9 protein-coding genes and 10 pseudogenes are annotated in these 18,520 nt (G+C 51.2%); 6 read left to right on the top strand and 13 right to left on the bottom strand.

Annotation, left to right across the window (positions count from 1 at the left end):
• Positions 1-177: 177 nt before the first annotated feature.
• Positions 178-690: a helix-turn-helix transcriptional regulator gene (locus tag ACR0CW_RS22525; RefSeq protein WP_480789506.1), complete on the bottom strand. Its 513-nt coding sequence runs from the start codon at positions 688-690 to the stop codon at positions 178-180.
• Positions 691-1,360: 670 nt separating this feature from the next.
• On the opposite strand from ACR0CW_RS22525, the gene ACR0CW_RS22520 reads away from it, so the two are divergent.
• Positions 1,361-2,569 carry a winged helix-turn-helix domain-containing protein gene (locus tag ACR0CW_RS22520; protein WP_480789505.1) on the top strand — a complete coding sequence of 403 codons (1,209 nt, stop codon included), beginning with the start codon at positions 1,361-1,363 and terminating at the stop codon, positions 2,567-2,569.
• Between the two features lie 433 nt (positions 2,570-3,002).
• Here ACR0CW_RS22520 and ACR0CW_RS22515 read toward each other — a convergent pair.
• Positions 3,003-3,245: pseudogene (locus tag ACR0CW_RS22515) on the bottom strand (IS6 family transposase); the annotation flags it as partial.
• A 1,079-nt stretch (positions 3,246-4,324) separates the two neighbouring features.
• Here ACR0CW_RS22515 and ACR0CW_RS22510 point away from each other — a divergent pair.
• Positions 4,325-4,471, top strand: a pseudogene (locus tag ACR0CW_RS22510) (IS6 family transposase); the annotation flags it as partial.
• A 292-nt stretch (positions 4,472-4,763) separates the two neighbouring features.
• Here the strand turns inward: ACR0CW_RS22510 and ACR0CW_RS22505 are convergent.
• The 3 genes and pseudogenes from ACR0CW_RS22505 to ACR0CW_RS22495 form a co-directional block, all read right to left on the bottom strand.
• On the bottom strand, positions 4,764-5,642 hold the full coding sequence (locus ACR0CW_RS22505; RefSeq protein WP_480789504.1) for a sulfurtransferase: 879 nt from the start codon (positions 5,640-5,642) through the stop codon (positions 4,764-4,766).
• Positions 5,639-6,322, bottom strand: coding sequence for a peroxiredoxin (locus ACR0CW_RS22500; protein ID WP_480789503.1), 684 nt, complete (start codon positions 6,320-6,322; stop codon positions 5,639-5,641). Before ACR0CW_RS22500 ends, ACR0CW_RS22505 begins: the two co-directional genes overlap by 4 nt.
• A 308-nt stretch (positions 6,323-6,630) precedes the next feature.
• Positions 6,631-7,314, bottom strand: a pseudogene (locus ACR0CW_RS22495) (IS6 family transposase).
• An 85-nt stretch (positions 7,315-7,399) separates the two neighbouring features.
• Here ACR0CW_RS22495 and ACR0CW_RS22490 point away from each other — a divergent pair.
• Together ACR0CW_RS22490 and ACR0CW_RS22485 are read left to right on the top strand one after the other, a co-directional pair.
• Positions 7,400-7,620 (top strand): annotated as a pseudogene (locus tag ACR0CW_RS22490) (IS5/IS1182 family transposase); the annotation flags it as partial.
• Between the two features lie 449 nt (positions 7,621-8,069).
• The gene (locus tag ACR0CW_RS22485) at positions 8,070-10,010 is read left to right on the top strand and encodes an FG-GAP-like repeat-containing protein (RefSeq protein ID WP_480789502.1); all 1,941 of its coding nucleotides are present in this window, start codon (positions 8,070-8,072) and stop codon (positions 10,008-10,010) included.
• A gap of 103 nt (positions 10,011-10,113) precedes the next feature.
• On the opposite strand, the pseudogene ACR0CW_RS22480 reads toward ACR0CW_RS22485, so the two are convergent.
• Positions 10,114-10,424: pseudogene (locus tag ACR0CW_RS22480) on the bottom strand (DDE-type integrase/transposase/recombinase); the annotation flags it as partial.
• Between the two features lie 65 nt (positions 10,425-10,489).
• Here ACR0CW_RS22480 and ACR0CW_RS22475 point away from each other — a divergent pair.
• Positions 10,490-10,624: pseudogene (locus tag ACR0CW_RS22475) on the top strand (helix-turn-helix domain-containing protein); the annotation flags it as partial.
• Between the two features lie 31 nt (positions 10,625-10,655).
• Here the strand turns inward: ACR0CW_RS22475 and tnpC are convergent.
• The 7 genes and pseudogenes from tnpC to istA all read right to left on the bottom strand — a co-directional run.
• A pseudogene (gene tnpC / locus ACR0CW_RS22470) lies at positions 10,656-12,212 on the bottom strand (IS66 family transposase).
• Positions 12,205-12,585, bottom strand: a complete 381-nt coding sequence (locus ACR0CW_RS22465; RefSeq protein ID WP_480789501.1) for a transposase — start codon at positions 12,583-12,585, stop codon at positions 12,205-12,207. The pseudogene tnpC and the gene ACR0CW_RS22465 overlap by 8 nt, the downstream one beginning before the upstream one ends.
• 130 nt (positions 12,586-12,715) lie before the next feature.
• Positions 12,716-13,024 carry a transposase gene (locus tag ACR0CW_RS22460; protein WP_480789500.1) on the bottom strand — a complete coding sequence of 103 codons (309 nt, stop codon included), beginning with the start codon at positions 13,022-13,024 and terminating at the stop codon, positions 12,716-12,718.
• 362 nt (positions 13,025-13,386) lie between these two features.
• A complete protein-coding gene (locus tag ACR0CW_RS22455) occupies positions 13,387-14,652 on the bottom strand; it encodes an RNA-guided endonuclease InsQ/TnpB family protein (protein WP_480789499.1) in 1,266 nt (421 codons plus the stop codon).
• Between the two features lie 556 nt (positions 14,653-15,208).
• Positions 15,209-15,527: pseudogene (locus ACR0CW_RS22450) on the bottom strand (IS30 family transposase); the annotation flags it as partial.
• 241 nt (positions 15,528-15,768) lie between these two features.
• On the bottom strand, positions 15,769-16,497 hold the full coding sequence (gene istB / locus ACR0CW_RS22445; RefSeq protein WP_480789498.1) for an IS21-like element helper ATPase IstB: 729 nt from the start codon (positions 16,495-16,497) through the stop codon (positions 15,769-15,771).
• Positions 16,394-17,608 (bottom strand): annotated as a pseudogene (gene istA / locus ACR0CW_RS22440) (IS21 family transposase); the annotation flags it as partial. The pseudogene istA and the gene istB, both read right to left, overlap by 104 nt.
• A gap of 63 nt (positions 17,609-17,671) precedes the next feature.
• Here istA and ACR0CW_RS22435 point away from each other — a divergent pair.
• Positions 17,672-18,435 (top strand): annotated as a pseudogene (locus ACR0CW_RS22435) (IS3 family transposase); the annotation flags it as partial.
• Positions 18,436-18,520 lie beyond the last annotated feature (85 nt).

Here is an 18,520-nt window from a genome sequence, read left to right as displayed (position 1 = left end):
GCGAATTAGTCAACATGATCCGCAAAGGTCAATTCACACCCCGTCTCTCCCAGTTTCAGTAGTTTGTCCAACTGGTAGGATAGTCAACCCATACGTATTTACTTCTCGCACTTCAATGGAAGTTGCGAGAGAATCTTGCAAAAGTGTCTTGGGTAACAGTAAGATAATCGACATTACCTATTCTGGTAAGAGTAAATCCTCTAAAAAAAAAGCCGAAAGACCAGCACGGCCAGAAACACCTGACTTTCCATAAATTGCAGTTGCCTGCTGTCGAACCGTTCTCTCCGACACACACCTAATCTGGCAAATCTCTTTCATCGACAGCCCTTTAAGCAACAAGAGCGCAACTTCCTGCTCAGCAGCAGTCAGCCCCCAAGTATCGAATTGCAACTTAATACATTCACCTAGGCCCTCTAGATACTTTTTTGTTATGGTTTTTGCTTGATCCAGCGCCTCTCCTTGCTGATGCACGTCCTTCGACAATTTTCGATTTTGACGGTGAGACTTAAGCGGTTCAAGCAAATAAATGTAAAGCACTAACAATATCACCGCAAGAACCAATCCCACGTCAAGCATTATCTGAGTTAGCCCGTCGCCGGCCCTGGAATCTTGCAAAACATCTACAATCGCCACGCCCAAAATGAAAACTAAAACCACAAACATAACTAAGCGCTCTGTAGCGTGAGGCATCCTATTTCCTTAATTCAAGTTCCTACATATGACATAAGTCATATATGCATATTATATATGTTATATAAAATGTCTAATGAGATTTTTGACATATTCGAAAATCGTACCATTAATCTTATTTCTATAACCAAGATTAAGAACCAACGGACTCACCATGCAAAACCAAGCCTTGCCCCCTAACTGCTGTATCCGACATCCAAAGACTACCCGATCATTGCGGTGGCATTTGCCTAAAGCCGCCGTGTGATGAAGATCCTTGGTGTAGAGGGCGATACATCCTTTTCCGATATCGGAACAAACAACCAGAAAGTCTTACCTGCTGCGAGATCATAATTCCTTTGATGTTCGCCCTCCGATCCTTGAGTGCGACTTAGAGGATACAAAAGTCGGAATTTAGTTAAAATCCAGCTTATGTAATCGGGATTCTTTGGGACTAACAATCCTTGAGACGGTGAGTTTTTTCTCTAATCGGAAGTTTGCGCAGCGATGAAAGCGCTCTCTATTCTTGGGAAGATTGAGTGAAGACACGGAAATCACTCATTCATTTTGATGCACGCCGTCCGGACCAAGATTCTTTACTGCACGAATGCACAAGATTGGCCACCACCGGAAGTCGAACAAGAAGTAATCCACAACGGAGCCACCGGGATTAATGACTCACTCATACCCTATGGAAACAATGATAATCGACGGATGGCGGGTAGATTTGCCTGGCAGAAGAGCGCAGCGAAAGAGCGAAGTTCAGCATCTTTCACCGCGTGCAATCCGTCTACTGATCGTTCTCGCTGAGGCCCAAGGATCGGTGGTTTCGAGAGATACTTTGCTCGACCGAGTTTGGCCTGAATTGACGGTAAGCGATGAAAGTTTGACCCAAGTAATTTCAGAGCTCAGGAAGAAAATGCAAAATCGTCAATTGATAGCCACTGTCGTGCGCGGCGGCTATCGACTGACCGTTCCTGTCCTATCACTAGATGGCAATGGGCCGATGCGTAGCCAGTTTGACAACGCCTCAACTAGCTTCGATTCCTACACACTTTGCATTGAAGCTTTAGACTTGTTTGAGAGGGGAAGAGCGGGTTACATCCGTAGCTTTGCCGAATTGACAGGACATGCGGCAAGCCAATCGCCGAATTTTGTACTTGCACGAGAGTTGCATGCCGTAGCGCTTCTAAAGCGGCATCTTTTTTGGTCGGAAGGTGAAGACCTTATAGAGAAAGCTATGGAGGAATCCGAGGCCGCTATTTGTCTAGATCCCAACTCTGCATACGGTTATTTTGTCGACGGTGTGGTTAAGCTCACAAGCGGTGAATTCGAGAACGGCAGTAGATCAATTGGACGAGCTCTCGCTCTCGCTCCAAATGATTTGGCGTTGCACAATGACGCAGCTATTTTTCTTCAAACGCATGGTCAGTTCAAATCATCAGGTTTGTTGGCAACAAAGGCAGCCAAACTCGCACCGCAGGACTTTGGTCCGAAGATGCTGCTTGCCAGGCTGCACCAGAGAGAAGATATTCCTCGCGCTAAAGTCTGGGCAGAGAAGGCGATAACGAATATCAAAACTGAACTGGCATTTGAACCTGATTCCCTTCGCGCGTTGTATGGTCTAGGCCCGATGTTGGCGCAAATTGGCGACAAAAAAGCTGCTCTTCGACAGTTAGAAAGTACGCCTATTTCCGAAAGCCCGCTAGAAATCTATCGTGCATTCGGATTTGCTCAAATTGGTGACGCATCGTCAACTATCGAAGTCATCGAATTTCTGGCCGCGAATGGCTGGCGCCACATTTCCATATTAGGCACGGACCCCTCTTTTTACCTGTTGCGGCAAGATAACCGCTTCAACGTATTGGTGAATGAGCTTTCGACCAGTACAGTTGGTTGATTGCATTCGCCCGAATGATGAAGTTAGCTACGTATAGAGCCTGTGGCGTACGACTCTCTAGAAATCTTCGCTGTTTTGCGGGTATTACTAGGGTCAGGCTACAAAAGCATAGGGCAACTGAATCGATTTATGTTAGCATAATATTCAGATAGCCCGCTCGGCGATTTGTTGGAATGCATGCGTTTGAGCGTGTGAATTGCTCCATTTGGATTATGTGCGAAACTTCCGAACCCTGCCAGAGTTACCCAATTGCAAAATATGGTTATTGACGTCAAGCACCGAGCGAATTCGCCTTTTGCTGAACCTGCAATCCCGTTCAACGATGTTGATGTCCGGCATGGTTGAACTCAACGATATAATTGGCGAATTTGAAGTCTTCGGCACAATTTGGAAGTGTAGGGTTCTGAGAACACGAATGGCACCTCTCCGGATCCACATGGGTTTCGTCGTGATCTAATGCTCGATCGGCAGGACGCTTTTTGTGCCGTGAGGCATCAGCGATAAGACCGGCGTATCGGCTTACCCAGCGGTTTAAGGTCGGGTGATTGAGCTCGACGCCAAGTCTCGCCATGATTTCTTCCAAATCCCGATATGAAACGCCGTACCGGAGACAGAAGAAAACAGCGCACAAGATCACGTCTTTCGGAAAGTGTACATCTTTGAATGAGATGGTCACGGTCTGCCCATGTCATTTTGAGCAAGCGCTACCAAAACTACGCTCGCCCGACAGCTGGAGAAAAAACTCCGCGACAAAACCGTACCACCAGGGCGATGCTCAGGACGTTGAATCTGCATAGGACTGCTTTATCCGTTAGTCTTGTTTCCCCCAAACTTCTTCACAAGTCTGCAATAAGTCGGCTACAAGAAGAAATAACTGGTGCCGTGAGCTGACGACGAGGCTTCCACGGATATTGCAATTCTCGATTAAAACGTATGAATGCCCAGACGCTGTCCTTTGTGCACTAACCTCCAATGCAGATTCTATTGGGCGACCACCCCTAATATCGCGCATCCCCAATCCCCCGCCTTCAATTCCTTTATTTTTTCCGTTGGTAATCAATATTTTAGGCTTATTTCCGCACTGCCACTCTAGCACGTAATTCGTAACCTTCTCTCCTCAAGGTTTATTAAAGGCGCAGTTCAAAACCTGAAAGTTATCTGATATTTTTCTGAACTCAATATTGGTAAATATGGGTATCCGTAAATATTACGTAGCAAATACTGGTAATTCCATCAGTTCCTGCTTTGGCTATATCTCGTTGAAGAGTTGCCTTTTGGGCGAAACGTTTTCCCAAGGCGCTGAGCATCGGCATCATGAAATCAATCCAAAACTAATGGTGGTAGAAGTTAACTGAAAATTTTGTAAACGCTGCTCAAAGCAAATTGCAAGCCGACAAATTACCCTTCCCAATCACTCAACACATCCAAGAACTTAGCACGTGGCACCAATCAATATGTCGGATCACTCAATTATATTTCAACCTTTTTGAAGATAGTGAATTTGTATTCAACAGAAGAAAAGCAACTCTATCTAACACTCAAAGTGTTGGCAGTTCTTTTCGAAAGATCGATTCTTAGGCTTTCTTCACACCGGCGCCGTAGGCGAATTTGTGGCTTTCATCATTTTTGGAAAAAATCGGAATGGTTCTTAACCGCCATTCGAAATCGCATCTCAATGCAAGAATAACTTCTCATTTGTCTCGGGAGAGGTTATCGGAGCAACGGCGTTTGCGATTTATTCCAAGTAAAATGATCCGCCGGATCACGCCCATGCTGAGTTTTAAGGCTTTCGTTTCAGCTACGTCTGCCCTAGCTGGAATCGAACCGGTTAACATGATCCGCAAAGGTCAATTCACGCCCAGACTCTCTCAGTTTCAGATGTTTGTCCGGCTGATGGGATAGTCAACCTGCCTGCATTTCCCTCTCGCACCTCAATGGAATTTGTGGCGGAACATTCTGTGATCCGCAATTTGCATTCCTGCCGATCAATTGACCACGTCAGATGAAAGCGTGCGGATGGGGAGTGATAGTCGGTGTGAGATATGAGTGGCGCCTGCCAACTCCCGGTTCGATACAGCAAAAATCGATAGGGTGATTTTCTGGCGCCGAGTTCCAACGTTGCCAACTAAATGCTGCGTGGCCGCACAATGAATTGTTGTACGGCCACAGCTACGCTTAATGTTTATCTTCCAGCCTATCCAGTGGCCTTTGGTAGCGAAGGATCTGAACCCCACTCCGCCCAAGAGCGATGATATACTCGCACCCTTGGATACCCTAACATTCGCAGCGCTACATAGCTGTGCGAAGAAGCTAATCCATTCTGGCAATGCATGATGACATCACTTTCTGGCACTATACCATGTCCCTCAAAATGCGCCTTAAGCGCTGAAGCAGGCTTGAATCGTGCATCCTCATCAAGGTTTTGAGACCAAGGGATGTTGACTGCCCAAGGTATATGGCCTTCCGCATGCATCGCTGGCGGTCGAACATCAATCAACACGTCGTCTGAGCCATTCTGATTTGCGAGTACGTCTTCGGCACTGGCATAACGTCGAGGGCTGATCGCCGGCTCAAAAACCGCCGATTTTGGCATTTTTCTTTCCTTCGTCACTGCTCCGCCTTGTGACTTCCAGCCTGATAGGCCTCCGTCCAGCAGGCCCACGTTCTGATGGCCAAGAAACTCCAATAGCCAGAACATACGCGCTGCATGAAACCCTCCGCGGTCATCGTATAGTAGAACCGGCTTTTTAGGCGCAACACCTATCGCGCCAAGGATCTTCGCAATTTCGCTGATGGGTTTTAAGGCTCCGTCGATTGGACTGTGTTCGGCAACAACAGCATTTGGGTCGAGGTGTACCGACCCAGGGATATGGCCGTTGTCGAAGTCTGCCTGAGGGCGTACATCGATTACCACAAGACTTGTGATGTCGCTTACAACCAATTTCTTCGGATCTACCAAGACTTCAAAGCTTAAGTCTTTGCTATTATTAGCCAACCCTAGCCCTGGCACTCCCCAAGCAAAGGCACTAAATGTCAAAGCAGTAAAATTACGGCGATTGAGTTTTGGGGTCATTGGCTTTTCTCAACTTGAAGGCAGTCCGAATGTCCAACTAAGCGCAGATACGGAACTGGCGCTCTCCACCCCCCGGGAAAACGTTTGGCTGCGTCATCATCCGAAATCGACGGAACGATCACTGCATCTTCGCCAGGCTTCCAGTTGGCGGGAGTTGCCAATTGTTGGCTAGCGGTTAGTTGGAGGCTATCAATCGTACGCAATATCTCATTGAAGTCTCGCCCAGTCGTCATAGGATAAGAAATTGTGAGTTTGATCTTCTTGTCGGGCCCTATCACAAACAGGGTACGAGCCGTTGAGTTGTCCATCGCAGTGCGCCCCTCGGCCGTGTCGCCCGCATCAGACGGCAACATTTCGTAAAGCTTAGCGATCTTTAGATCAATGTCTGCAATAAGCGGGAAGTTTAGGCCAAACCCAGAAGCCGTGACAATATCTTCGGCCCACTTCTCATGCATATCGAGCGAGTCGATCGACAATCCGAGCAACTTCACGCCTCGTACGTCGAATTCCGCTTTCATTTGAGCCACAGCTCCTAGCTCGGTTGTGCAGATCGGAGTAAAGTCCTTTGGGTGTGAGAACAGAACGCACCAACTATCTTCAATCCAATTGTGAAAATGGATCATCCCTTCAGTGCTGTAAGCCAGAAAATTCGGCGCGTGGCTATTTATGGCGAGAGGCATTCATTTTTCCTTCCATAACAGATTTGGAGTTGGTTCATCTACTCGGCTCCGAGAACAAACGGATTGATGCTTTCTATAACTGGAGGCAATGCGCTCACCTGAACACAGCCTTAAGGAGCGCTGAATAATTTGTGTCCAGTTCAAGCAGAGCAGAGTCCACTACTACTTTACATTCCTGCTGTATGCGCTTAGCAGCGTCGCAATCTAACCGAAAGGAAACTCTCTGAGGAGGCGAGTGTCAGGCCCTCTCTCGGAGGATGTGTCGCAAACATTTAGAATAGCCAGCGCCAGCGACCCACCGGACACACCTACCCTACGATCTCGTCAAATAGCCGAAAGCCCGACGTAGTAGTGCTGGGGAATTGTTGCTTGCGGATCATGTTGGCAACCTCAATGCCGTCCAAAGTCGCCGACGCGGATCTGAACGACTTGAACCCGCACATGTACCGCTCGCGTCGCTTGATGAATCTGTGATCCTGCTCAATCAGATTGTTGAGATATTCGGACCTGATCGTTTGTACTTAGGCTGGGCAGCCAAAACGCTTCAGGGTCCTGTTCACTTCTCAAATGCCAGCTGCATTTGCGCCGCGCTTGTATATGACGATTTTATTTGGGATCCCGTTTGACGACAGTGCTTTGGCAAAGAACTTAGTAGCTGTTGGACGATCTCGTCGCTCAGACAGCATGAAATCAAGGGTCTTGCCGTGTTTGTCGACCGCTCGATAGAGATACATCCACTTCCCACGCACACGAATGTAGGTTTCGTCCATTCGCCATGAACTCTGAGCTGGGCGCTTCTTTGATTGCGCGTGAGCTGTGACGATCTGCGAGAACTTCACAACCCACCTATTCGATGTGGCCCGATCAACTCGCACACCGCGCTCGGCCATGATCTCTTCCAAATCGCTATAAGAAACCGTGTACCGCAGGTAGAATTAAACGGCGTACAAAACCGCATCCTTGGAAAAATGGCAGCCTTTCAAGGAAACCATGCTGAAACCTGTTGGAGAACAATGCGCGGACACCAAAAGTCGAAATCTATATGCTCGTCAATCCAGTCGCAAAGTTTGCGACACGTCCGACTGGTATGGCGCAGCCCTTGCTGACAAAGGGATCACGCCTTGCATTCCATCACGCAAAGGCCGCAAGGACCCCATCCCACACGACGCGGACTGATACAAAAATTGAGAACAGTTTTGCGAAGGACTGGTGTGCGCGTCGCAACCCGCTACGACAGATGCCAAAAGGTCTCCCCCTCTGCCTGCGCACTGGCTGAAGCCGTCATGTTCTGGCTATGAATCCTAACCCAAGCGACAACCATAAAATCGGGCGCCGCTTTCTGATTTTAGGGCGTCCGCATTGTGTAGAACAAACAGAAATGGGTTGGTCTTACTCCCGCACTGAAACACTGCAAAACCAAGCGCAAATGGCTCTCGCCGTACCATCACTTCCTGGTCTCGATGCGGCAGCCCTAAAATCTGTGGGTTCCTATTCGGTGCACCAGATTCCTCCGGGACAGGTGTGTTCAGCGGCTCTGCTAATTAGCGCTCCCCAATAATCCCCTGGGTGAATTCAGTCTTTTTTCATGTTGCTGTCGGGTTTGTGGCGCAGTTTCGGATTAGGTAACAGTTCACGATCAGGTGCTGGGTGTGCTTTGCGGGCACAGTCCTGTTAAATATGTAGGATTATATCGCTTTGACACGACATCACTTTGAAACAAAGGGCCCTGACAGCGATGACTAAAAGTATGGACATTCTTAATTCGACGATTTCCTGGGCCCATGGCGATGAAATGTTGCTGGCCCTGAATGGTGCCCCGGGAGCGGTTCTGGATATCGCACCTGAAGATATTGCCTATTTCGAACAGCAGGGCGCATCGTTGATTGTCCATCTTGCGGATGGAACGCAAATCGTGCTTGAGGACTTTTATGTCACTGTTGATGCCGAAGGCGAAGTTGCCCGCAGCCTCTTTGTTCGGGGCGACGACGGCGTCGTTGAGGTGACGCTGGAGGGAGAAGGCTCCAGCGGTCTTCTCAGCGCAACCTACACCCAGATCACATCAGATGCAGCCAGGTCAATGTCAGAAGGAACATCCGCGAAATTAGAAGCTTCCGATTCTCAGGAGGAAGATGATGAAGATGAAGCGGTATTTTGGTGGTTTGGAGGAGCTTTGATAGGTAGCGCTTTGATTGGGACTACAAATTCTAATCCGCACAGCACATCCACTAATCCGCACAGCACATCCCAAAGCGAACCCCCTCGTCAGTCCATCGACTTATTGCCGACGGTTGAGATTCTGACCCCAATTGAGGGCGAAGGTCTCATAGACACCTTCGAAGTTACGACTGTAACAGTTTCGGGAGTCACAAGAAACGTCGATCTAGATCAAAGGGTTACAGTAAGATTCATTGATGGCTTGGGAAATAGCGTTACCTCTTTTGCAATTGTGGATTCTGATGGAAACTGGACAACTGCAGAAGCAAACCTCACCACACTGGGGCAAGGTAATATCATCATTACTGCTAACGTATCGACAGCCTCCGGAATAGAGGCGCAAGAGGCTCAAGAGTTCGCTATCATACCGCGGGACCCCTTAAGACAGAACGCCGAACTGGCTGGTCGAGCTCAGCACTCGGCAATAGGAGATATTGATGGGGATGGAGATTTGGACATCGTCACATCGGCCTCTCAACCTAGAAGTTTTGTTTGGTACGAGAACAATGGAGACGATACCTTTGGTTCTGGCACCACAATTGGTCCAATCGTGTCGTCTGGGCTTGGCTTACATACTTCGTTGGGTGACATTGACAATGACGGCGATCTCGATGTTTTAACTTCTGGGTTAGGTCCCAGTGAATTCACTATTTTTGAAAATCTGGGTTCCGGCGTATTTGATGATGGAAGAATTCTCTCCAGTGAAATAGGTTTAACTAGTGGGGCGTCTCATACTTCTCTGGTCGATTTGAACGGGGACCAACAACTTGACATTGTGACTGCATCTTTCGATGACGATGCATTTTTGGTGTTTCGCAACTTGGGCGGAGGTCAGTTTGACTCCGGTACACAGATTGGAATGGATCAATATTTTGGTGCATTCCATACTTCTTGGGGGGATTTGGACAATGACGGTGACATTGATTTGATCGGATCGGCACAAGGCCGCTTTGGCTTTTCTCTCGGTGAGTTTGTGATCTTTCTTAACAATGGCGAAGGTGAGTTTAGCGAATGGACGACGATTGAGACTGATTCTGATGAAGGGGCGTTACACACATCTTTGGCTGACTTGGACAATGATGGTAATCTCGATCTGGTGGCAACAGCAAACAGATCCGATGCATTTACAGTTTTCATAAACCAAGGCGACGGTACCTTCGATACCGGCACGCATATTGAGTTTGACGTGGGTGAGGGTCAGGGTGCATTTCATACTTCAATTGGAGACATCAACGGCGATCAAATTCCAGATCTAGTCGCATCAGCGTTCCTTTCTAACTCTTTCACGGTGTTCTTAGGCATCGGCGATGGTAGTTTTCGATCCGGAAGGCAGATAGAGACCGATCTCGACACTTTTGCTACTCATACATCGTTGGCCGATCTAGATGGAAACGGACAGTTGGATTTGATTGCCACTTCTGCTGATAGCGGGGCCTTCTTAGTTTTATGGAATGAAAACTTGCCTGTTCTCTAGTGTGTGCTGCATTAATGCCAGACGCACAGGGCGAGCACAGGGTTGTAAAATTCTTCATCACTAACAGGTACTGTACTTGGCTGGCTGCTGATCCGGTTTATCAAGCATGAAAGTGGACGCAATCAAATTTCAAGGATCGCCACAGCCACTCGACGAAGATGTTGTCGAGAAACCAGCCCTTACTGTCCCCTCAAGATGCGCACGCCCGATCTGCGCAGCCGGTCTGTCCAGGCGAATGACGTGAACTGAGAGCCTTGGTCAGTGTTCATGATCTCAGGCAGGCCGAACTTGCGGATCGCCTCGCTCAGTGCTTCGATGCAGAAGTCAGCCTCCAGCGTGTTTGAGGTACGCCAAGCGAGTACCTTGCGGGGTGTGCCAGTCCATAATCGCCACCAGATACAAGTACCCCTTACGTGTGAAACACGCGACTTGATCTGACATTTCTGCTCTTTTGGAGTGCAAGCAAGGAGTGTCGTTCAATGACAAGCATTCAGGAAAAGATCATCAAACCGAAGCTCGGGCTGTTGGAGTTGGCCAAGCAACTCGGCAGCGTTTCGCAGGCCTTCAAGGTGATGGGTTATTCGCGAGACAGTTTTTATCGGTTCAGGGAATTGTAGTAAGCGGTGGCTGAATGCCGCCGGGTTTTTAGCTTGACGGTTTGAAGTTCCATGGGAGCTGGTCGTCGATTTGGTTCTTTGTGTGTCCTGTTGCGATGGCTTCGAGAGTGGCCTTGAGATAGGCGTAAGGTTCGACGCTGTTGATTTAGCGGTTTCGATCAACGCGGCGATCCGGCCCCAGGCTTTTCCACCTTCGTCATGTCCTGCAAATAGTGCATTTTTGCGATTTAGGGCAATCGGGCGGATCAGACTCTCGATCTGGTTGCTGTCGATCTCGACGCGTCCGTCGTTGAGGAAGGTTTGCAACACCTCCCAGTAGTTGGCGATATAAGCGAGCTTTTCTGCAAGTCGGGATTTGGCCGAGACACGTATGCGTTGCGCTTGCAACCACTCGCCGAAGGCATTGATCAGAGGCGCGGTTCGGGTTTGGCGGGCAGACGCACGCTGGCCGGGGGATGTGCCTCGAATTTCTTTTTCGATGGCATAGATTTCGGCGATCTGACGCAGGCCTTCGGCAGCGATCTCGGACTTGCCACGGTCGTGGATTTCCTTGAGCTTGCGGCGGGCGTGGGTCCAGCAATGGGCCACGACGATGGGTTTACCGCCCTTGCGCGTCGTGCGGGTCAAGCGATTGTATCCGGGGTAGCCGTCCAATTGCAGAATACCATTGAAGCTCGTGAGGAACTTTTCGCATTCCTGTCCCGACGATTAGGGGCGTAGAAGAACACGACGCCAGGCGGATCATCACCACCCCAATTCCGGTCATCGCGTGCCAGCGCCCAGAGATATCCGGTTTTGGTTTTCTTGCGGCCGGGATCGAGGATCGGAGCGGTTGTCTCATCCATGAAGAGCTTCGTGGATGTTTGCAAGTGCTCGGCCAGCCGGTCCACGACCGGGCCCAGATGGAAGGCGGCTTTACCAACCCAATCAGCCAAAGTGGACCGGTGAATGTCGATGCCCGCACGAGCCAGTATCTGGGACTGTCTGTGAAGCGGACAGTGATCCGCGTATTTTGACACCAACACATGCGCAATGGCGCCCTCTGTCGGTAGTGCACTTTCGATCAGGCGCACTGGCACCGGGGCCTGGGTCACGCCATCGGTGCAATGACGGCAGGCGTATTTGGGGCGTACCGTGACGATCACGCGCAGTTTGGCGGGTACGATATCCAGCCGCTCGGATCGGTCCTCGCCAATCTTGTGCATTTCCCCGCACCCGCAGGGGCAGGTCAGGTTGTCCGGCTCAACGACCCGTTCAATGCGCTCCAGATGTTTGGGCAGATTGCCCAGATTGCGGCGCGCAACCGGTTTGCGTGTTGGGCTGCCTTCGCCCGTGGCCTGAGTGTCCTTGCGCTCCTGCACCAGGCGATTGCAACTTCGAGCTCCTCGAACAAGAGCTGGCGTTCGTCCTCATCCAGCTTCTCAGACCTTTTGCCATGCACCGCATGGTTCAACTCCGCGACCAGATACTCAAGACGCTTGTTGATCTCTTTAAGCTCTGCAACCTGCGCAGCCTGCGCCTCGAACAGCGCCCGGAACTCGGCCGGCAGCAGGCTCAAATCAAGGTCTTTTGCAGCGTCAGACATGGCCACCGCATAGCACTGTCAATGCCGAAGTGGCCCCATCCAGCTTGATCACGATGTCTCCAGCCGCGATCTCGATGGGTTGTGCGACATCCGGAACCCGTGGCGAAGGCGGATCTTCAATAATCACCAGCGGCGCAAACGCAGATTCCTCCTCCAAAACCGGAAGAACAAGAGCACCGTCTTTGGCCATCCTCCGCCACGATGAGACATGGTTCGGCTTCAAGCCATACTCGGCAGCAACTTCATTCATTGTCGCACCCGGCAGCAGCGTCTCCGCCACAATCCGCGCCTTCAAATCATCCCGCCAACGCCGCCTCCCATCAGCTAAGAAGATAACGCCAAGCCCGATGAGAAACTCTCTTGTACTCTCCATGGAGAAACTCACCTCAAAAAATCACTCCAAGGCAAAATCTCATATCAGGGACACGGTTGAAAGGTGACCTTCGTTTAGCAGATACTAGGTCATCTGCCTCACGCCAAAGAACGGCGCTTCCAGAAACTGCTCAACCATCTTGCGCCTCACTTGCCGATCCACGTCTTGAGCTTTTGTGACAAAACACCGTTGGCTCCGGCCAATTCCCCGATCTTCGCGGCAGTTCTTTGACCTGCTCCTCATTAATCTCAGGGGCTATCTTACCGCTGCGCTCAAATACGCTGGACGCACCTTCCAAGAATGCCCGCTTCCAACCGTGGATCATCGTCGGGTGAACGCCAAACCAGCTCGCCAACTCAGCGTCCGTCTGTTCACTATTCAGCGCCTCAAGCGCTACCTTCGCCTTGAATGCAGCCGAATGGTTCTCCCGTTTAGACATTTCTGATTTCCCTCTCGTCGAAGATCATCAGACAGCAAATCTTAGCTTACGTCAGCGTCCGAATTTCGAGGGGTAGCTCAATTTGGTGTAATACCGATTGCCACCACTCCTCCCTTGGCTTTTTCAGTTCGTAGCCCAATATGTTGCGTCGAGTAATCAAGTATCGCCGTTGACATCATACCCCGGTTGAAGCCGAGGGGTTTTCAGAGGCTTCATGCCCTCGTTAAGTTATCGTTTCATCGGAGAGCCAATGCCATTCCTTCACGATCTTTGGTGCCGTGTTCCAACGCATGATATTCAGGGCAGCAATTGTATCTGCGTGACCGACGTGATCGTAAAGCCGCTAAAAACCAAAGTTTTCATCAGGATCGTGTTAACATCTTCCCCCGGGTCGAAGCCGGGGGATTTTTGAGGGGCAACATGGGGTTGCCGCCATCGCAAGTTCTCGCTTCATCAGGGGCGCCAGCGGCTTCCTCCACGAGCATAGGCGCCGTGTTCCGACGCATGATATTCAGAGCAGCATTGTGGTTTGCATTCATGCGGTGGCCGCAATGGCGACAGTGGAAGGCAGATTGGCTCTCTCTGCTTCCACATTCTACAGCCCCGCAAAAGCTACAGGTTTGACTCGTGAGGTCGGCAGAGGCTTTGCACAAATGCCCACCCCGTTCCTCCAGCTTGTAGCTGAGTAAGCTTTCGAAGATATGCCAGCCTTGACTAAGAACAGTCCTGTTAAACCCGGCCTTCTGGCGCACTTGGCGCCCGGGTTCTGCAACGGTGTCTTCGGCGCTGGCGGTCATACCTTTGGTGTTGAAGTCTTCCAGAACTACGGTTCCGAAGCGTTGAGACAGATCGAGGCTAACTTGGTGGTACCAATCCTTGCGAATACGGGCGCACTTGGCACTCAGCGCTGCAGCGCTGCGTCTGGCTTTGGCGTATCGCTTGCTGCCGCGCTTGCGGCGACTGAGCGTCCGCTGAGCGCGTCTTTTGCGACGTTCGAGGGTTGCAAGGCTGCTCGGAGCACAAAGACGTTCACCAGTGCTAAGAGCAATGGTGTTCGCAACTCCACGGTCAACAGTAACAGTAGGTGCGGTGTTGGTCGGAGCTTCATGCTCAATCGCCAGAGAAAAGGAGATATGCCAGCCATTCGCGGCAAAGCTGATCGTCGCATTGTTGATCTTGCCCGCAAGCGGGCGGGTATCCCGAAACCGTACCCAGCCGATCTTAGGAAGACGTACTTCAGACCATTTTGCATTCAGCTTGCGGATTTTAACTTCACGCCCCTGAAAGCGGAACGTATCATTGCTTAATTTCTTTCGGAAACGCGGGTACTTGGCAATGCCCTTGAACCAATTCTGATAGGCGCAATCAAGGTCGCGCAATGCTTGCTGCTGACATGTCTGAGATACAGCGGCGATCCAGTCGTACTCAGCGCGCAGTTCCGTTAGTTCGCGGGCTTGGCTGGGATAACTGATATTGAGGCCAGATTTGCGCTTGAACGCCCGCCAATGGTTCCGCCGCTGCTCGAGTGCGAGATTGTAGACCAAACGGCAAGAGCCAGCAAACCGCCCGAACAAGGTTTCCTGTTCGGGCGTAGGTCGCAATCTATAGCGGTAGCCGCGGGAAATCATAAGAAAACCATATTCTATTGTGATTTTAGCATCATATAAGGGCGACTTATTCCCAATGCCCTGAAGGAAGGGCGCCCCAACCGGAACGATATGACTGAGTGCTCCAAGGCAGAGCGCGCGAACACTCAGTCACAGAGTGAGTGGTGGCCTCAATTAAGCACGTCAAACACGCGTGGATCCACCATATTGAGAGAAGTTGCAGCTACATTGAAGCTCAGGAGGCGGCTTCACATGTTTTTGACATCTTCTCTGTCGCCCAGCTAGCGCCAAAGGCCGCACTGATGCCTGATGATTTTCTGAAAACTAAATGATATATGTTTCGGGTTAGTACGCAGTGCGGGCGGGAACAGTGTGCAACTTACCTTGGGTCGTTCTTTATTAGTTTCGCTTGTTGTACACCAGATTTAGATAAGTTTTACTCATCGCCATTTAGCTTGGTAATAAATCGTCTGGCTTCAAGGGCTTACCACAAAAACTCTCGAATGGCTTCAGAAGTAGTTGATTTCACTTGTTGATCCTGTCTGAGAAGTCTCAAGGGTCGTTGCGACGGATTCCGCTATCTCAGTTTTATGAGTTCGCCTCTGCGCCTCGTTTGGAGTTTGCCATCCGAGGCACTTTCTCGGGGTTCCATTCAAGTGGTCCCCAATCGCCTACATTTTTCAATTTGAGAGCGCCGCGAGTTGTGTGTCTCGTGGAAGGTATTGGCTCGCCCGCTTGCTCAGGTTGTCAACCGGTCCCGTCTGCCAGGCCGCTTGAGAATCACAGAACCAACTCTCATTGCGGACGCTCGATTTGAGCTTGGGCCACTCTCGGACTTTAAGACCCCGGTCAAATGTAATCAAGTTTTGTGCTGGTTGGGGCAGAGGCCCCATCAGATGTTTTTGTCCCGAATTTTTTCTCCAGCTGTCGGGCCGAATGTAGTTTTGGTAGCGCGTGCTCAAAATGACATGGGCCGACCGTGACCATCTCATTCAAAGATGTACACTTGTCAATCGGCATCCAAACGTGACCCCTTATCGGCGTCCAATTTTGACCCCCTGTGTGATGAGCTGGCCCGGCGCTGCGTAGCCCTCACATAGCGCAGCGGCGGCGGGCCAGCGGGGTAGCCGCTTGGCACTATGCTCTATTTTTGAAGCGCCAGCTTTCGTTGCCGGTTTCCACGATTTCGCAGTGATGCGTGAGGCGGTCGAGAAGCGCGGTAGTCATCTTGGCATCCCCAAAGACGCTGGGCCATTCTCCGAACGCGAGATTAGTCGTGACGATTATGGATGTGCGTTCGTAGAGCTTACTGATCAAATGGAACAGGAGCTGTCCGCCAGTCTGCGCAAAGGGCAGATAGCCGAGTTCATCCAGGATCAAAAAATCCAGACGTGAGATCAGATCGGCGGTTCGGCCCTGTCTTTCTGCGCGGGCTTCAGCATCGAGCTTGTTCACCAAATCGACCACATTGAAGAACCGCCCCCTGCGTCCTTCTCTGATGCAGGCGCGTGCAATGCTGACAGCGAGATGGGTTTTGCCCGTGCCGGTTCCACCGATGAGTACGAGGTTACGTTGATGATCCAGGAAGTCGCCGGTGGCCAGATCGCGGATCAGGGTCTCGTTGACCTCCGCCGCTTCGAAGTCGAACTCGTTAATCTCCTTTGCCAAGGGTAACTTGGCGATAGTCATTTGATATTTGACCGAGCGGGCCTGCTTCTCCGTGATCTCTGCATGGAGAAGGTCGCCAATGATCTGTTGCGGCTCATGTTGGCGTTTGACGGCTGTCGTGATGATCTCGTCGTATGCTGTTCGCATCCCGTAGAGTTTGAGTTGGCCCATTGCTTCCAGGACTTGCGTGCGTTCCATTATGTGGTCTCCTTAAGCTGTCATACCGGTCGCAGTTCGCTTCAGGCTCGCAGGCCAGCTTCAGCGCGTCCGGGGTCGTGATTGTCAGGGGCGGCGGCGGTTCACGGTGGCGAGCCAAGATGTTCAATACGACACCGGCGGAGTGGACGTTGTGTGACAAGGCCTCCGCACAGGCGGCTTCAACGGCGTCCAACCCGTCGGTCAGAATGACCCCAAGGATATCGACCATCTGACGGTCTCCGCCGGGCAGGCGTTCGAGCTTTTTACACACACGCCTTATGGCAATGGGCAGTTCCCAATCTTTGAACGGTGCGCCGTTGCGTAATGCGCCCGGTTTGCGCGCGAGCACCGGCAAATAATGCAACGGATCATAGATCGTCTTGCCGCGACCGAAGGCGCGTTCATGCTGACCAACGATCTTCCCGTCCTGCCAACATTCCAGTCGATCCGCATAGGCCCGGATCTCTACAGGACGACCAACAGCGCGGGCATCGACAGAGTAACGGTTGTTATCGAACCTGACCAAACAGGTCTTGGATACCGATGCCGGGATCGCGTGGAATCCATCAAAGGGGCCGACATATGGGACCAAGCTGGAGCGCTCTTCCTCGAACACTTCCCAGATAGTCTTGTCGCGTATCTCGGGATGTTTGTTCGCCTTGGCATAGGCGATGCAGCGATCCTCAAGCCAAGCATTCAGTTCAGCGTAAGATTTGAACTTCGGGCGTGGCACAAAGAACCGTCGCCGGAGCACGCCCACTTGGTTCTCGACTTGGCCCTTCTCCCAACCCGAGGCCGGGGTGCATGCAACAGGTTCAACGAGATAATGCCCGCACATCTGTTGGAAGCGCCGATTATAGGCGCGATCCTTGCCGACGAAGATCGTATCCACTGCCGTCTTCATATTATCGTAGATGCCGCGCGAACACGCCACGCCGAAGAAGGCGAAGGCCTTGTCATGCGCGTCAAAGACCATCTCCTGGGGCTCGCGTGGATAAGCCCGAACGAACGGCATCCGGCTATGGCTCAGGCGCACATGCGCGACCTTTACGGTCGTCGTCACGCCGTCGATCAGAACAACTTCATGGCTCCAGTCGAACTGATAGGCCTTGACCCAGCCCCCTGAAATCAGGCCATTTAGGTGCTAGTAATCCGTCCAAGCAAAGGATGGACTATGAAACGCAGATTTTCAGACGAACAGATCATTGGAATGATCAAGGAATACGAGGCTGGCGTAAAAGCTCAGGAACTTTGTCGCAGATACGGCATCAGCGATGCGACTTTCTACAAATACAAAGCCAAGTTTGGCGGCATGAACGTGTCTGATGCCAAGAAGTTGCGAGCTCTGGAAGACGAGAACAACAAGCTGAAGCGCATGTTGGCAGATGCGATGCTAGACAATGCAGCGCTTAAGGATCTCGCGACAAAAAACTACTGACGCCCGATGTGAAGCGGCGAGCCGTGCGCGATGTGATGGATCGGCACGGCTTGTCCGAACGTCGGGCGTGTGAATTGGCCGATCTGCATAGGTCAGTCTTCCAGTATGAAAAGCAAGATCAAGGCGATGACGCTTTGCGCATGCGGCTGCGCGAGTTGGCGAATGAACGTCGTCGGTTTGGCTATCGCCGTTTGAGCATCTTGCTGGCCAGGGAAGGGTTTGAGGTGAACCACAAGAAGCTGTTCAGGCTCTATCGCGAGGAAGGACTGGCGGTGCGCCGCAGGCGGTCACGCAAGCGGGCTTTGGGCACGCGGCGACCCATTTTGGTGCCGGATCGCGCCAATCAGCGCTGGTCGTTGGATTTTGTGTCTGACGCCTTCGAAGATGGGCAGCGTTTCCGCGTGTTGTGCATTGTAGATGACTGCACCCGTGAGGCACTGGCAACAGTCGTGGACCGCTCGTTGTCCGGGGCGCGGATGACCCGTGAACTGGACGACCTAGAGCGCGTCTGGCTCAATTGGTTTCATATCCTGCGGCCTGGAAGAAGTTGTAGCACTCGTCTGGGGTGAACATGTCGCAGACTGC

The organism is Ruegeria sp. CH6, from assembly GCF_056537005.1.
The sequence above is the reverse complement of the archived record's forward strand: the minus strand, read 5'-3'. Positions and strand labels throughout refer to the sequence as shown.

What these genes read in the sequence shown, in the direction of transcription:
- ACR0CW_RS22485 (WP_480789502.1), top strand. Translation starts at nt 8,070, where the DNA reads ATGGACATTCTTAATTCGACGATTTCCTGGGCCCATGGCGATGAAATG.
- istB (WP_480789498.1), bottom strand. Translation starts at nt 16,497, where the DNA reads ATGGAACGCACGCAAGTCCTGGAAGCAATGGGCCAACTCAAACTCTAC.
- ACR0CW_RS22465 (WP_480789501.1), bottom strand. Translation starts at nt 12,585, where the DNA reads ATGGAGAGTACAAGAGAGTTTCTCATCGGGCTTGGCGTTATCTTCTTA.
- ACR0CW_RS22500 (WP_480789503.1), bottom strand. Translation starts at nt 6,322, where the DNA reads ATGCCTCTCGCCATAAATAGCCACGCGCCGAATTTTCTGGCTTACAGC.
- ACR0CW_RS22520 (WP_480789505.1), top strand. Translation starts at nt 1,361, where the DNA reads ATGGAAACAATGATAATCGACGGATGGCGGGTAGATTTGCCTGGCAGA.
- ACR0CW_RS22505 (WP_480789504.1), bottom strand. Translation starts at nt 5,642, where the DNA reads ATGACCCCAAAACTCAATCGCCGTAATTTTACTGCTTTGACATTTAGT.
- ACR0CW_RS22525 (WP_480789506.1), bottom strand. Translation starts at nt 690, where the DNA reads ATGCCTCACGCTACAGAGCGCTTAGTTATGTTTGTGGTTTTAGTTTTC.
- ACR0CW_RS22455 (WP_480789499.1), bottom strand. Translation starts at nt 14,652, where the DNA reads ATGATTTCCCGCGGCTACCGCTATAGATTGCGACCTACGCCCGAACAG.
- ACR0CW_RS22460 (WP_480789500.1), bottom strand. Translation starts at nt 13,024, where the DNA reads ATGTCTAAACGGGAGAACCATTCGGCTGCATTCAAGGCGAAGGTAGCG.